At 35.2% G+C, this 16,147-nt stretch carries 11 protein-coding genes; 1 reads left to right on the top strand and 10 read right to left on the bottom strand.

Annotation, left to right across the window (positions count from 1 at the left end):
• Nucleotides 1-21 precede the first annotated feature (21 nt).
• Nucleotides 22-3,537 carry a molybdopterin-dependent oxidoreductase gene (locus QLQ96_RS21395; protein WP_482493148.1) on the bottom strand — a complete coding sequence of 1,172 codons (3,516 nt, stop codon included), beginning with the start codon at nt 3,535-3,537 and terminating at the stop codon, nt 22-24.
• A gap of 174 nt (nt 3,538-3,711) precedes the next feature.
• On the opposite strand from QLQ96_RS21395, the gene QLQ96_RS21390 reads away from it, so the two are divergent.
• On the top strand, nt 3,712-4,416 hold the full coding sequence (locus tag QLQ96_RS21390) for a Crp/Fnr family transcriptional regulator (RefSeq protein WP_482493147.1): 705 nt from the start codon (nt 3,712-3,714) through the stop codon (nt 4,414-4,416).
• Between the two features lie 79 nt (nt 4,417-4,495).
• Here QLQ96_RS21390 and QLQ96_RS21385 read toward each other — a convergent pair whose 3' ends face one another.
• The 9 genes from QLQ96_RS21385 to nirB form a co-directional block, all read right to left on the bottom strand.
• Nucleotides 4,496-5,116: a class I SAM-dependent methyltransferase gene (locus QLQ96_RS21385; protein ID WP_482493146.1), complete on the bottom strand. Its 621-nt coding sequence runs from the start codon at nt 5,114-5,116 to the stop codon at nt 4,496-4,498.
• Nucleotides 5,117-5,265: 149 nt separating this feature from the next.
• Nucleotides 5,266-5,631 carry a hypothetical protein gene (locus tag QLQ96_RS21380; RefSeq protein ID WP_482493145.1) on the bottom strand — a complete coding sequence of 122 codons (366 nt, stop codon included), beginning with the start codon at nt 5,629-5,631 and terminating at the stop codon, nt 5,266-5,268.
• A 139-nt stretch (nt 5,632-5,770) separates the two neighbouring features.
• Nucleotides 5,771-7,039 carry an alginate export family protein gene (locus tag QLQ96_RS21375; protein WP_482493144.1) on the bottom strand — a complete coding sequence of 423 codons (1,269 nt, stop codon included), beginning with the start codon at nt 7,037-7,039 and terminating at the stop codon, nt 5,771-5,773.
• A 94-nt stretch (nt 7,040-7,133) separates the two neighbouring features.
• Nucleotides 7,134-8,618 (bottom strand): MFS transporter, encoded by a 1,485-nt coding sequence (locus QLQ96_RS21370; RefSeq protein WP_482493143.1) that lies wholly within the window; start codon nt 8,616-8,618, stop codon nt 7,134-7,136.
• A 98-nt stretch (nt 8,619-8,716) separates the two neighbouring features.
• Nucleotides 8,717-9,376: a response regulator gene (locus QLQ96_RS21365; protein ID WP_482493142.1), complete on the bottom strand. Its 660-nt coding sequence runs from the start codon at nt 9,374-9,376 to the stop codon at nt 8,717-8,719.
• Nucleotides 9,377-10,222: 846 nt separating this feature from the next.
• Nucleotides 10,223-12,064 carry an ATP-binding protein gene (locus QLQ96_RS21360; RefSeq protein ID WP_482493141.1) on the bottom strand — a complete coding sequence of 614 codons (1,842 nt, stop codon included), beginning with the start codon at nt 12,062-12,064 and terminating at the stop codon, nt 10,223-10,225.
• A gap of 6 nt (nt 12,065-12,070) precedes the next feature.
• Nucleotides 12,071-12,655 carry a DUF4202 domain-containing protein gene (locus QLQ96_RS21355; protein ID WP_482493140.1) on the bottom strand — a complete coding sequence of 195 codons (585 nt, stop codon included), beginning with the start codon at nt 12,653-12,655 and terminating at the stop codon, nt 12,071-12,073.
• Nucleotides 12,656-12,802: 147 nt separating this feature from the next.
• Nucleotides 12,803-13,180 carry a nitrite reductase small subunit NirD gene (gene nirD / locus QLQ96_RS21350; protein WP_482493139.1) on the bottom strand — a complete coding sequence of 126 codons (378 nt, stop codon included), beginning with the start codon at nt 13,178-13,180 and terminating at the stop codon, nt 12,803-12,805.
• Between the two features lie 297 nt (nt 13,181-13,477).
• Nucleotides 13,478-15,991, bottom strand: coding sequence for a nitrite reductase large subunit NirB (gene nirB, locus QLQ96_RS21345; protein ID WP_482493138.1), 2,514 nt, complete (start codon nt 15,989-15,991; stop codon nt 13,478-13,480).
• Nucleotides 15,992-16,147: the final 156 nt, after the last annotated feature.

Below are 16,147 nucleotides of genomic sequence, written 5' to 3'. Positions count from 1 at the left end.
AACTGGGACTGCGACTGAAACTTATTTACACTTCGCCAATATTTCCTTAACTTCGGTTTTACAGCTTCCACAGCCTAATCCTGCGCCTGTATTTTTGCATAATTCAGTGAAATCGTTGACACCACTTTTAATGGTTTCTTCTATGTTTCCGGCTCCGACTTGACTGCAAGAACAAACTAGTTTTCCTAAAACTGGTTTTGCGTTTGAGCTTCCTCTTAAAAGCGTATTTCGTTTGTCTGATAATTCGATTTTGCTTTCAATCATCGTTTTGAATTCGGCAAACTCGTTTTTATCGCCCATTAAAATCGCTCCGACTAGAAGATCATCTTTTACGATACATTTTTTGTAATAACGTTTTTTCAAATCGGTAAAAACAATTTCTTCATACGAATCATCATTTTCTGGAATTGTCAAATCGCCAATACTGCAAAGGTTGATGTCTTCTAATTTTAGAATATTCATCAAAATCGAACCTTTGTAATAACTGCTGATGTCGCCCGCTAGAAAGTTTGCCAAAATATTGGCTTGTTCTTCTGCGGCAGAAGTGATTCCGAAAAGTTTATTTTCGAATTCGGCTATTTCTCCAATCGCAAAAATGTCTGGATTCGAAGTCTGTAAATATTGATTTACTTTCACGCCGCGTCCGCAAGCTAAACCGCTTTCGCGAGCAATTTCAATATTCGGAATCGTTCCAATCGTATAAACAATCGCATTTGCCGTAATGATTTTTCCGCTTTTTAAAGCAATCTCAATTTCATTTGGATTATCGGTTTCAAAAACGGTACTGACTTCATTATCAAAATAAATCTGAATATCGCGAAGCTGCACTTCTTCAGCCAATAGTTTGCTTGAAATCCGATCCAACTGACGTTCCATCAAACGTGAAGCACGCTGAATAATAGTGGTTTTTACTTTTTTATGTTTTAAAGCTGCAGCCAATTCTAATCCTAATAATCCGCCGCCAATAATGACAACGTGTTGTTCTTCTGAAGGAAGATTCGTGCTGTCTAAATGTTTTTTCAAACGATCAGCATCTTCTTTTCTTCTCACGGTGAAACGCCCAGGAAGATGAAGTTGCGCATTTTCGGGAACAAAAGGGCGGCTTCCTGTTGCCATAATCAATGAATCGAAAGTATGAACTTCGCCTTGACTGTCTATAATTGTTTTTTGTTTTGGATCTAATTTTTCAATCGCTACTCCAGCTTTCATCGTAATTTTCAATTTATTGAAAGTTTCGCCGTCTTTGACTTTTAAAAGTTGTTCCCAAGTAAATTCTCCCGTCATGTATTCTGGAAGTAAAACGCGATTATAAAACGGATTTACTTCATTAGAAAAAACAATAATTTCATCAGTCGAATTAAACTCGCGATAGTTTTGGATGAATCGGAAAGAAGCTGCTCCAGCACCAATAATTGCAATTTTCTGAAATGGTTTTACATATTTTTTAATCGAAACGGTTGTGAACTTAAAATCAGGTTCTTTTGAAATTGGATCAACAACAGTATTTGTTAAATTATTCGTTCTATTTAAATCATTTTCAAGCTGTTTTCCCCAATGCATCGGCAAGAAAACCACTTTCTCTTTGATGGAATCAGTCACTTTTGCTTTTACGCGAACTTCTCCATTCTTGCTTGAAACGACTACAATATCACCATTTTTAATATCGTTTTTGAAAGCATCAATCGGATTTATTTCTAAAACTGGACTCGGAATATGCGTTAATAAACGAGATACTTTTCCGGTTTTGGTCATCGTATGCCATTGATCGCGAATTCTTCCTGTTGTTAAAATAAAAGGAAATTCGTCATTTGGTTGTACTGATGTATTTTCTATGGAAACTGGCAAATTAAAAATTGCTTTTCCAGAAGGCGTATAGAATTTTTTATCTGTAAATAATCTTGGCGTTCCCGGATGATTGTAATCTGGAACAGGCCATTGAAAAGTTCCTTCGGTTTTTAAACGATTATAATTTAAGAATGAAATATCAATATTCGTGTTTTTGGTAAGTGCGCAATGTTCTTTGTAAACTTCCTCCGCACTGTTGAAATTGAATCCGTTGAAATTCATTTTTTTAGCAAAACGAATCAAGATTTCAAGGTCTGGAAGTGCTTCTCCAGGCGCGTTGATTCCTTTTGGCAAATAAGAAATACGACGTTCAGAATTGGTCATTGTTCCTTCTTTTTCCAACCAGCCCGCAGCAGGCAATAATAAATCGGCAAATTTGGCTGTATCGGCATTATGTGAAATATCCTGAACAACAACGAATTTTGCATTTTGGAGCGCTTTTTCGGCTCTTCTAGAATCGGGCAAACTCACTAACGGATTGGTGCAGATAATCCAAACGGCTTTCATTTTTCCTGATTCTAAGGCTTCAAACATTTCTGTTGCCGTTAAACCCGGTTTGTCTGAAATTTCGTCCACGCCCCAAAAGTCAGCAACTTCTTTACGATGCGTTGGATTTGCAATGTCTTTATGCGCCGCTAAAAGTGTCGCCATTCCGCCAACTTCACGTCCGCCCATTGCGTTCGGCTGACCCGTTAATGAAAAAGGTCCTGAACCTGGTTTACCAACTTGTCCCGTTAATAAAGACAAATTCAACAAAGCCGTATTTTTGTCAACTCCAACAGCACTTTGATTCAATCCCATTGCCCAAAGCGAAATAAATCCTTTTGCTTTTCCGATAATATCAGCGGCAAGTTTAATATCATTTGCAGAGATGCCACACAATTTGGAGGCTTTTTCAAGTGAAGTTCCTAGAACTAAGTCTTTATATTGTTTGAAATTTTCTGCGTGATTTTTAACGAAATCATGGTCTACGTAGCCTTTTTCGATAATTCTTCGGGCAATCGCATGATATAAAATAATATCTGAGCCCGGAATAATCTGCAAATGCAAATCGGCGAAAGCTGCAGTATCTGTTCGTCTCGGGTCAATGCAAATTATTTTTGTTTTTGGGTTTTTCTCTTTGTGTTTTTCAAGCCTTCTGAAAAGAATAGGGTGGCACCAAGCAGGATTTGCTCCTGTAATCAAAAAAGTATCTGCCAATTCTATATCATCATAAGAAATTGGAACAGAATCTTCTCCAAAAGTCTTTTTATAACCCACAACCGCAGAACTCATGCAAAGTCTGGAATTCGTATCGATATTATTGGTTTTCAAAAAACCCTTTACCAATTTATTGACTAAGTAATATTCTTCGGTTAAACATTGTCCGGAAATATAAAATCCGACGCTGTCTGGTCCGTGTTTTTTAATAATAGAAGAAAAAACGGCTGCAGCGCGGTCTAGAGCGGTATCCCAACTTACACGTTCCAGCGGATAGGATTTGCTTCCGCGCATTTCTGGATACAAAATTCTGTCTGAAATATCGTTTACTACATAATGCAAATTCATTCCTTTAGAACACAGCATTCCTTTGTTTACAGGATGATCTTTATCGCCTTCGACCATTACGCCATTTTTAGCATCGTTGGTTACGATTATGCCACAGCCAACGCCGCAGTAGGAACAGGTAGTTTTGATCTTCGTAGTTTGCATTTAGTGTTCTATTTAGAGATACTACTTTATTGAATGGGTGCTTTAGGAAAGTACTTATGCAAAAATAAGTATTTTTACGTATTAATACTTATTTTTTGAATTTATTTTTTTATTTTTGATGAAAATAAATGAGTAGCAACAAATTAGTTTTTAACGTGCTAAAAATTAGAACTCATGAAAGAAGAGCAAGCCGTATGTTATTCCTGTACGAATGAAAATTGTTTCATCAAGAAGCACTTGCATTTAGAGCAGATGACGAATTATATTTCTAAAAAACAGAATATAATCTGTAAAAAATCGGATCGTTTTATTACGGAAGGAGCGCCTTTGCAAGGACTTTATTTTATTTGCAAAGGAAAAGCGAAAACGGTAAAAACTGGAATTAACGGACGAGAACAAATTGTCCGTTTGACTTCAAACGGAGACATTATTGGTTTCCGCGGATTCGGGACAAGCAAACGTTATTTAATTGGTGCTTATGCGTTGGAAGATACCGTTTTGTGTAATTTCAGTAATGAAACCATGCAGGAAATTCTACAGCATGTTCCTGAATTTACGTATGCTTTAATGTTATTTTATGCCGAAGAATTGAACAAAAGCGAAAATAATATCCGTAAGATTGCTCACATGAATGTGCGCGAACGTGTAATTGATTTACTGCTTTATATTCATCGAAAATTCGGACAAACAAGTGGCTTGATTGATATTGAGCTTTCGCGAAAGGAAATTGCAGATTTTGCAGGAACTACTGAAGAACAGGCGATTCGAATTTTATCTAGCCTTAAAAAGGAAGCTTTGATTAAAACGGAAGGGAAACGCGTTGGGATTTTGGAGGTTTCTACCCTTCGATCTGAAATTATGGAGCATAAATATTTTTAAGATTCTAAGAAGCTAAGGTTTTGCTGTGTTGAGGCATTTACGTTTTTGTAGAGACGCATTGCATCTCTACGTCGTTTTTTTATTTTTTCTTCCCCACAAATCGAATTACAGAACCAGTTCCGTTATGGAATATACCTTCGTTCAGTTCAATTTCTTTTTCTTCTAATTCAATGATTTCATAATTCGGAAAATCAGCTTTTATTTCTTCGATTGAAAATAGAGATTCAATGTCTTTTGGTCCGCCGACTTTTTCATTTTTGGTTACATATTCTAAATGCTTTTTGCTAAAAGCTTCAAAAATAATAATACCGTTTTTTCGTAAAAGTTTGTCAAGCTGTTTGTGAATTTCAGACTTGATTAAAGCTGGAAAATGAGCATAAATTAAAGCAATTGCATCAAATTGCTCTTCTTGAAAATCTAAAGTTTCTAATTCGCCAACTTGATAATCGATAGTAACATCATTGTTTTCTGCAAGAAGAAGCGCTTTGTTTCTACCTTCTTGACTAATATCAAAAGCAGAAACTTCCCATCCTAGTTTTGCTGTAAAAATGGCATTTCTTCCTTCGCCTTCAGCAGGGAAAAGAATCGAGCCTATTTCTAATTTTTCGATTTGTTCTTTTAAGTAATTATTGGGTGCTGTGCCGTATGCAAATTCTTCCGTTTTGTAACGGTCGTCCCATCTTTGAGTCCAGTTGTTCATTGATTTATATTTGAAATTATCAATCAAATATACTAATTAAGAAAATTTTTAAATTGATTTAGAAACAAAAAAAATGCCCATTCTCAAAACTTGAAAAAAGGCATTTCATATAGAATTTGATTTATAAAAATCACTTTGTATTTTAAATCTTAACCAACTAGTCTTGTTGTACCGCAATTGATATCAATTTCTGCAAAATGATGTTTTCCCATTACGATAAGTAGTTTATCTGCGTTATAACCTACGTATCTAATTTCAGGAGTTCCTTTTTGGGGTTTTCCGCAAACAGAAATGACATTGGTTTGCCATTTTAATTTCTTCCTTTTGTAGGCAGATATTGTTTGTAAATCATTTTCAACATAGTAGACAATGTTGTTTTTTTTAATGCCTCTTTTTTGCGTTTTGGCAAAATTAATTTGTGAGTCTTTTGAGATTAGAGCATCACTGAATTTTTGGGCAATACCACTTTGGGCAACCAAAAAGGTTAGCATCGATAATTTTAGAAATGGTTTCATTAGGATAGAATTTGGGGGTTCTTAATCGCTTCAAATATAAATAATTAAAGCATATGTAATGCAATTTTATTGACCAAAAAAAATACCCTTTTCCGAAATAGGAAAAGGGTAAAATATAGGAGTTAATTTTAAAGAAAAATTATTTTTTATAAGTAAAAATTCTAGGATTCACAGAAATCATTAGCCAAGCCCAGTTGTTGGTGTGGCTTGCATCTCCGTTTTTGATAAACTCCATGGTTTTAGATCCAAACATTTGAGAATAACCACCAGTTACCGTGATGTCTTTTTTGAAATTATATCCAAAAGTTGCATCAACCTCAGTTCCTAAATACGAATCTAGTTTTTCATTTAAAGGTGTAACTACATCAGCTGCAGATAAAAACACATGCGGGATCAAAGCAAATTGCCATTTGTTTACATTGTAATTCAATTTTAAGAAAGCATCTTGCAAACCAACATTATTTAAATGATTTCCAACATAGAAATAATCCATATAACCATTGAAACCGTGATTTGTTCCAAAAATCGGGTTGAATGATTTGATTACAGTACTTCCGTCATTTGAAGCTTTTCCAGATAAAAATTCGTAACCTAAACTGGCTTTAAAAGCTTCTGTTATTTGATATCCGAAATTAGCAGCCAAATTATATGCGCTTACTTCTAAATCTGTACTTTTTCCAGTTTGTCCGTATGCCCAAAAACTAGTATCTAATTTACCTGTTTTATAAGTCAAATACGGTCCGAAAGTCTGTTTGTAATCTACTAACAATTTATTTTCGGGATTTGGATTAGGAGCATATTCGTAACCTGTATTCAATGCTAAAAAGCTTAAACCTAAATTTTCATTGAATTGATTGTGGTACCATGCATATTGCATTGCTTTGTAATTGGCAACTGTATATGGCGTTTGTACAGTATTTTCGGCAGTTGAGTTGTAAGCGCCTCCAAAATCTAATTTTTGAGATTCATCATGGTATGACACTATTAAGGCATCATGGCTCTCAGCTTGCTGTGCCCAGTCCATTTCACCAAGAATACGCTGGTTATCATAAGAAAGCACCTGACGTCCCATTCTGGCACTCCAATTTTCAGTGAAGTTGTATTGTGCCCAAGCCTCAAAAACAGCAACACCATTTTTATCAGCAACTGTCGCAGGAGTTACATCTCCCCAAGTTCTTGTGTTTTGAAGAGTCAATTTTACAATTAGATCTTCTTGTTTGAAATTAATATTTAAACGTGAACGCTGTGAAATTTGAGAGGTTCCTTTTTGTCCTTCTGGAAGAAGGGTTTTGTAACCATTGCGATATTCAAAACGGGGTCTGATTTGCAAGTTGACATCTAATTCTTGAGCTTGAATTTTGAAACTTAATCCTACGATAAGTATTAAAATTAGTTTAAGTTTTTTCATAAAGTTATTGGTTTATATCGAGGGTAAATTTATAAGAAAAAGATGTCATAAAATATGATTGAGATCATATTTTTAATTATTTTTTAATATAAGTTTAATACGCAGGCTCTAATCTTGCTTTACTTATTTTAACTTCTTTTTTCTTAGACAGTTGCGCTATAGTGTAATGCATCCAAACTAAACAAATGGTTGAAAATATTAAAATGAAAATCCATGAACTTGACCAAATTCCAGTCGCCGTCAGTAAGTATCCAAAGATAATTGGGCCGAAAAAACCTCCCAAACCGCCTATCATTCCAACCATTCCGCCAACGACTCCAACTTCGTTAGGGAAATATTCAGGAATATGTTTGTAAACCGCTGCTTTCCCGATTCCCCAAGAAATTCCGATTAGAATCACCAAAACCAAGAAAACCCACATGTTGGCATCAAACTTAATAACTGTTACGCCTTTTGCAATTAGTTCTTTTTTAGCAACATTTTGATTATGAGAAACAACAACATCCTGCCAACTTGTAGAAGTCGGGAAAATAGCACTTTCATCAGTATTGGCTGTTTTTTGCGTGATTGGATATTCTTTATCTCCAATTTTTACGGTTTTATCGCTGATTTCGTTTACAACCCCTTTTTTAGCTGCCAAAATTCCTGGACCAGAAGTTGTGATTTCCATTTTTGGAATTGATAATAAAGCGCTCAGAATCACAGAAGAACCCAAAACCCAGTACATTACTTTTCTTGCTCCGAATTTATCAGACAAATAACCTCCAAATGCTCTGATTACTCCAGAAGGCAAGCTGAACATCGTTGCAAATAGCCCTCCCATAACTAAGCTTGTTTGGTAAACGTTCATGAAATTTGGCAACAACCATTGAGAATAGGCTACAAAACATCCAAAAACTAAAAAATAATAAGCTCCAAAGCGCCAAACTCTTTGCGATTTTAAAGGCGTAAGCATTTGCGAAATAGTTTTACCATTGCTTTCTGCCTTTTTGTTTTGAGCAAAAATTAAAAAGGCCAGGCCAATAACCACTAATGAAACAGCATAAATTACAGGAAGAATTTTCCAGCCATTTTGCGGATCATCAATTGAAAAATGATTTAATAATGAAGGCGCTAAAAAGGTTGTAATTGCCGCTCCGGCATTTCCCATTCCAAATATTCCGAGTGCACGACCTTGCCATTCTTTCGGGTACCAGATTGAGGTATATCCAATTCCGACCGCGAAACTTGTTCCCACCATTCCGAATAAGAAACTAAGTAGGGCAAACATAAAGAAACTGTCGGCGTAGGGAAGGAGGAATAGTGGAATTGAACTTAGTAATAATAAAAGTGAAAAAACATATTTTCCTCCAAATTTATCTGTCAAGATTCCGATCGGGAGACGCATTATTGATCCTGTTAAAATCGGAATTCCAAGAAGCCATCCAACTTGAATAACATCCCAATGGAAAATTCCGTTATCGACTAAAAAGGTTACTAAAACCCCGTTTAATGTCCAGCAGGCAAAACACACTGTAAATGCCAATGTGTTCAAAAATAAAATTTTGTGTGATTGCGATAGTGAGTTTGTATTTTTCATAGTACTTCTTATTTTTATGTAAAAGTAAGTACTATAACTTAGTTAAAACCTGCTAAAACGCAGTTTTTGAAAAATAATTACGTATTTATACGTATTTTTTAGATTAAAGAATACTCAGCCGCTTTATTAGAAAGTTCCATTAGATTTTTTACTTTCAGTTTTTTCATTAAGTTGAAACGGTGCACTTCGGCAGTTCGTTTGCTGATATCTAAGGCTTCAGCGATTTCTTTGTTTCCTTTCCCTGATAATAAAAGCGTAAGTATTTCTTTTTCTCTTTTGGTAATCATCATTTCTTCGCCTAAAATTTGTTTAGGTTCTAATGATGCTGACGAATTTGTCAATTGACCAATTAAAATAGAAGAAATATCACCGCTGAAATATTTTCCTCCAGCAGAAACATTATGCAGTGCTTTTAAGAATTCTTCTTTGCTTGAACCTTTTAGCAAATAACCGTCGGCACCAGCTTTTATAGATTTTAAAACATATTCTTCCGATTCGTGCATCGAAAGCATGATGATTTTTACGTTATTATTATCGCTTCTAAGTTTTTCTACTACCTCAATGCCTGTTAAGTTGGGCATACGAATATCTACTATAAGTAAGTCAGGTTTGGTCGACGCAACGACTTCAAGCGCATCTGCACCATCGATTGCTTCGCCTACAACCTCGATGTTTGCTTCGTTTTCGAGTAAGGATTTGATTCCATCTCTAACAAAAACATGGTCATCTGCCAGTACTACACGAATGATATTACTCATAGTTTACTTAATTTTGATTTTAGATTTTTACGTATATTCATCTATAAAGAAGATGCTAATATACGTACTTTTTTAAAAATAAATTCCAATTTTTTGAAATTCCAAATTTCAAGATTAAAAAATCATTAGAAAAAGAGACGATTCAAATGTCAAAATTCAAATTTGGAATAGAAATAGCAAAGGTTTGTCAGGCTGAGCGAAGTCGAAGCCCACGTACAGAAACTCTATAATCTAAATCGTTAATCTTTTTAGATATACTTTGCGATCCTTCGACTTCGCTCAGGAAGACAATAGAAGGATTTCAACTTAGACAAAGTTTGGTGTTGAATTGCCTCCAGCTTTAGCTGAAGGTTTTTGTCAAGAAATGAAGGGCTTAGGTAAATTTTGGCTAAAGCCTTTTTTGAGACTTATTTTAGATACCTCCAGCTTTAGCTGGAGGCAATTGATTTGGTAGAAGTATTTCAACTTTGACAAAGTTTAATATTGAGTTGCCTCCAGCTTTAGCTGGAGGTTTTATAGATGAAGCAAAAGGCTTTAGCCAAACTTACCCATTTGGCTAAAGCCATTGTGATACTTGTTTGTAAACCTCCAGTTAAAGCTGGAAGCAATTGATTTGGATTGTTTCTGAAAACTGATAAAATCAAAACATCTTTTGGAAACTGAACCTGCGAGAGGGATAGGAGCTAGCTACCGAAGTAGCGCGGATAGCCCGACAGCATTAGGGAAAGTGGGCGAATATAGATAAAGTTTGTTTGCCCACTTTTTCTAATGGTGGCTCGCCCTTATTAATTAGATAATAAGTCAATTTGAAAATTAGATAATTCTTTTAAAGGTCATTTTTAGTAATTATCTAATTGACACATTGACTCTATTATCTGATTTAAGAATAGGAATGTTGAACGTAATTCTCGTTCCTTCGCCTGGAATTGAGTTCATGAATACGCGACCGTTGATGTATTGGATTCTTTCCTTCATGAATAAAAGTCCCATTCCAGATTCGCTGTTGCGTTTTTTGTCGACTGAATTGACGTCGAAGCCTTTTCCGTTGTCGTCTACAATAACACTTAAAAGCGTTTCGCTATGTGAAAGTTGCACAATAATATGAGATGATTCGGCGTATTTTATGGCGTTATTTATCGCTTCTTGTGTAAGACGGTAAATGTTGATTTCGATTAAGGAATCTAAACGCTGGTCAAAGTCGGTTTTATTGTAAAAAAGGATTTCCTTTCCAGTTAATTTCGAAAGTTCTTGCGTTAGTTTTGAAAGCGACGAAACGATTCCATGATCGCTTAATTCTGGTGGCATTAAGTTGAAAGTTGCCGTTCTAACTCCTTTTATAATATCTAAGGAAAGTTTCTTTAAATACTCAATTTTTTGTTCTGATTTTTCTCTATCATCCAGATTAATACTTTCTAGGCTGAACTTTAAACCTGTAAGCATTTGGCCGATTCCGTCATGAATCTCTTTGGCGATTCGGTTTTGCTCGTTTTCCTGATTTTCAACGATTTTACTTGAAATAATCTTCTGTTGATTGATTTTTTCTGTTGTATTTTCAAGGTTTAAACGTTCAACTTCACGTTGTGCTTTTTTGCGTTCGGTGATGTTGAAACAAACGATTAAGAGTTCCAGTTCGTCTTTTTTGATCATTACGGGAACCATTGACAAATCCAGCCAGATTTCTCTATTTTCTTTGTTTAAAATCTTCATTTCGCCCTGCCAGCCACTGCGCTGTTTTTCGAAAATTAAACGGTCAAAATTAACTTGTTCTTTTTCGTCTTCTGTCAGTACTTCAGAGAATTTTTTATTAGATGAAAATTTGGTGTAGTTTAAAAGTTTGGCGAATTTTTCTCCAATATGAATGATCGAACCATCTGGCGAAATTCGGCAATACAGTAAAGTATTTTCCATCGCATAATTGAGCGATTTCAGTTCTTTTACCGAATTTTCTTTGATTTCACTGATAATTTCGGTGTCGTATGCCAGTTTTAAAGCTTTCTTTTCAGAAGATAAAAGCTTGGCAATTAATCTTTCTATTTTCTTGTTGGTTGGTTTAAAAATGAAGAAGAATTCTAAAAGCAGAACAAGCAAAGTAAAACCAAAAATCCAATATTCAATTCGGCGTTGTTCGGTTACTTTTTCGTGTGCTTCAAGATCGTATTGCGTTACAATCTGATTCATTTTCGAAAGGAAAAGCCCTTCGTTTTCTAAAATAGTTTGAACTAGTTTTTGGTTTTCTGAAACTGATTTTTTTTGTTGTAAATTGAGTAAAAAAGAATCGGCCGTCTGCGCAATTTTATTGAAAATCGGATTGATCTCCAGATATAATTTATTCAGTGTTTCGCTTTTTCCTTTTGGGAAAGCCAAGCTATCACTTCCATTTTCTAATGCATTTTGATTTTTTTTCCAAAGTGTTAAAACCTCTTTTAAGTGGGAAGTTTTTTTGGCTGTAGCCGAATCAGAAACGTAATGTAAAATCAGAACTTCTTTAACGATTTTCTGACTCAGCATTCTCTGTTTTCCAGAAAAATTAATAATTTTAGAATCGCTTAACTGTTGATTCAGATTGTATTGAACAAGAAACTGACTGATAATTATAGTTAAGGCAATAGTAAGAAGCGCAAAAAAATACAGTCGTCGTAAATTTTTGAAAGTGATTTTTTCTGCTGCTTCCTGATTGCTTTTCTTCATGTCTGTTTACAATCCCAAAGAAGCTTTTATTAGGTTTAAGTTTTCTTCAGAATAATTGATTTTTAAAGCTTCCTGATGTCCTTTATCCGACATTTTATCCCAAGTTTTCTTGATGATATTTTTCAGTTTTTCGTCATCATGTTTTTGAACGAAAGGTTCTAAGTAATAATCTAAAAATACCAAACAAATTACATCTTCTAGTAATTGCGTTTCAGCATCTTTTTTAAGCAGTTTTTTTTCGATTAAAAAAGAAACACGATCGATGAAAGTTTGGTCATATCCAGCTTTTACTAATATTTCTGCGGTAGTTTTTGCATGAAATTTTTTGAGTTCTTCTCTCCATTTCAAATAGCCAACGCGATCCATCGGGTACGATTCTCGAGCTACTTTCCAACGGCAGATGTGCTGTGCTTTTGAAGCAATCTGAACTTCTTCTGAAGCTTTTGGTTCAAACTGCATCAGTTTTTCGTACATCCTGTTCGAATACAATAATTCTTTTGGATATTCGGTGTTTTGGTCTAATTCTATATTCGGATCCTGAGCGTTTTCAGCATCAATCCATTCGCTTGCTTTTAGAAAAGGTGTAGTCATTTTTTTGGTTAGGTGATAGATTTCAAAGATACGTAAATTAGTGGGAAAGTAGATAGGAAGAAGAAAGAAGCAAGAAGAAAGATTGCTCAAAGTTTTTCAAATCTTGCTTCTTGGTTCTTTCTTCTTTTAACGTCATCTTAAAAAAGTCTAATCTACAAACCCAACAAAAACTTCGTCTTCTACAATCTTAATAGGATACGTTGCAATGCTATACTCTTCGCCGTTTAAGTTTGAACCATCAACAAGAGAAAATGTTTTTTTATGCATCGGACAAGCAATTTTCGGAATATCATCTGCAGAACCTGTCATTCCTCTTGAAAGCACCATTTCCATTTTGTGCGGACATGCATTTTGGCACGCATACCATTGGTTGCGACGCGCAAAATTGAAAATTGCAATTTGTTTATTTTTGTATTTGATGCATCCGCCTCGGTTGGTTGGAAAATCTTCTACTTTACCAGCTTTGAACCAAATTGTTGCGTCACTCGCGTGAACTGTTTCGTATTGATTTAAGATTTCTTCCATTTTGATTGAGTTTTTGGTTCCTGTTTCTTAGCCCTCTTTTTACAATCATGAGAGTTATGATGGCGCAGTAAAAAAGAGGGTAAGAAGGACAGCAAACGTTTAATGATGTTTTTTTTTTCTTTTTTTTTGGAGCTTAATTTTTTAAACACATAGAAACATAGATTTTTTGTTTTTTGTTTGAGAAATAGAAAATTAAAAGAAACTAGTTTCTAACACAGAGATATGTGTGTTTATGCAAGTGGAACGCCTTTTTTAAGTTCAGTTAATTCTATGATTCTATGTGTTTAAATTATTTATTTATGACCAAGCTTTTGGCATTTTTTGATCTCTCATAGGAACAAAAGCAATGTTGTCGTCTTTTTGGTCAGAGTTTACGAAATGATTGAAACGTTTCATTAATCTTGGTTTTTCTAGAACTTGCTTCCATTCGCATTCGAAAGTGTTAACCATTGTCTGCATTTCAGCTTCAAGTGTTTCGCAGATTCCTAAACTATCTTCGATAATTACTTGTTTTAAATACTCTAAACCTCCGTCTAATTTTTCTAACCAAGTTGAAGTTCTAATTAGCGGTCCAGCAGTGCGGATGTAATACATTAAGAAACGATCCATGTATTTGATTACAGTTTCTTTGTCGATTTTCTCAGCCAATAAAACTGCGTGTTTTGGATTCGCACCACCATTTCCAGCGATGTATAAATTCCAACCGCCTTCCACAGCGATTAAACCGAAATCTTTTCCGCGTGCTTCGGCGCATTCGCGAATGCAAGCTGAAACTCCACCTTTTAATTTATGCGGAGAACGAATTCCTTTGTATCTGTTTTCTAGTTCGATGGCAAATCCAGCGCTATCGTCCATTCCGTAACGACACCATGCATTTCCAACGCAGCTTTTTACAGCACGAAGTGATTTTCCGTAAGCGTGACCGCTTTCAAAACCATTTTCGATTAAGATTTTCCAGATTTTTGGCAAATCACTTAAATGTGCTCCGAATAAATCAACTCTTTGTGCTCCAGTGATTTTTGTGTACAAATCGAATTGTTTTGCCACTTCACCAATTACGATTAATTTCTCAGCAGTAATTTCACCTCCAGCAACTCTTGGAACAACAGAATAGGTTCCGTTTCGCTGAATATTAGCTAAAAATCTATCGTTTGTATCTTGTGTGGTTACGTGTTTGTTAGCCGTATCATTATAGATACTTGAGAAAATGGAAGCTACAACTGGCTTACAAACTTCGCATCCGTCGCCTTTTCCGTGATGATCTAAAACATCGTAGAAATTCTCGTATTTGTTGATTTTCACCAAATCGAATAATTCTTGACGTGTATAGCTAAAATGCTCACAAATAACCTCTTTTACTTCTTTTCCTAAAGATTTTTGAGTAGCTTTTACCAAATCAGAAACCATTGGTTTACAACCTCCACAACCTGAAGTTGCTTTCGTTGCTTTTACAACATCTGAAAAAGTAGCGCAAGATTCATCTAAAATTTTACAGCAGATTGAGCCTTTTGTAACATTTTCGCAAGAACAAATTACGGCTGTATCTGGTAAATCCATCACACTTCCAAGAGAAGAACCTTCAGAACCGCCGCGAGAACCTAAAATCAAATCTTCTGGATTTTTAGGCAACGCCATTTCGTTAATATAAATTTGGAAAAGCGAACCGTAATCGCTAGAATCTCCGACTAAGATTCCACCCAAAAGCTTTTTTGAATCTTTTGTAACGTTGATTCTTTTATAGACGCCACTTAATTTATTTTCATAAATAATAGCCGTCACGTCATTATTTTCGATGAAAGGATCGCCAAAACTCGCAACTTCAACACCAATTAATTTCAGTTGTGTTGACATATCGATGGTTTCTCTCATGGTTTTGCCACCATTTAAGATTTGCTCCGCAGCAACATCAGCCATTTCGTAACCTGGCGCAACAAGTCCGTAAATGTTTTGATTGTAAAGTGCTGCTTCACCAATCGCAAAAATAGAAGGATCTGATGTTCGCATTTGATTGTTTACCACAATTCCGCCCCGTACACCAACTTCAAGTCCTGAAACTCTAGCCAGTTCGTCGCGAGGTTTGATTCCGGCAGATATAACCAACATGTCTACTTTTAACAATTCGTCGTTTGCAAACATCATTCCCGTTATACTTTCCTTTCCGTCAATATATTGCGTTGCTTTATTAAGATGAATTCCGATATTTAATTCTTCTATTTTAGATTGAAGCATATCACTCGCGCCTTGATCCAACTGTCTCGGCATCAAACGAGGAGCAAATTCCACGACATGTGGATTCAATCCTAAATCTCGAACCGCTTTTGCAGCTTCTAATCCTAGTAAGCCACCGCCTAAAACAGCTGCTTCAGTAGCACCTTTTTGTTTTATTTTTTTGGCGTAACCCATAATAGCGTCCAGATCTTCGATGGTTCTGTACACAAAAACACCTTCTTTTTCTACACCTTCAATTGGTGGTACAAAAGCCGAAGAACCTGTAGCTAAAACTAAGTAGTCGTACGTATGTGTTTTGTTTAAGTGCGTATGTATTGTTTTTGCATCACGATTAATATCTGTAATTAACTCAGACGTATTTAGAATAATATTGTTTTGTTCGTACCATTCGGTTGTTGAGAGTGATAAATCATCTGCAGTCTTTCCTCCAAAGTATTCGCTTAAGTGAACGCGATCGTAAGCGCGTCTTGGTTCTTCGCCAAATACTGTGATTTGATACTTTTCTTGTCCTGATTTTGCAACAAACTTTTCGCAAAATTTATAACCAACCATGCCGTTTCCAACTACTATTACTCTAATCATGATTTCTTTAATTAAGTATTACTACGCAAATATAAGTATTTATACTTATTTAAGTACGTAAATTATTTATTTTTTAAGTAATGGATATGTTTTGAAGACTACGTATTTTGTCTTAATCTTATACGTAATAAGGGTTTTGGATGATTTTATGATTAT

Source organism: Flavobacterium sp. B167r (assembly GCF_056824315.1).
The sequence above is the reverse complement of the archived record's forward strand: the minus strand, read 5'-3'. Positions and strand labels throughout refer to the sequence as shown.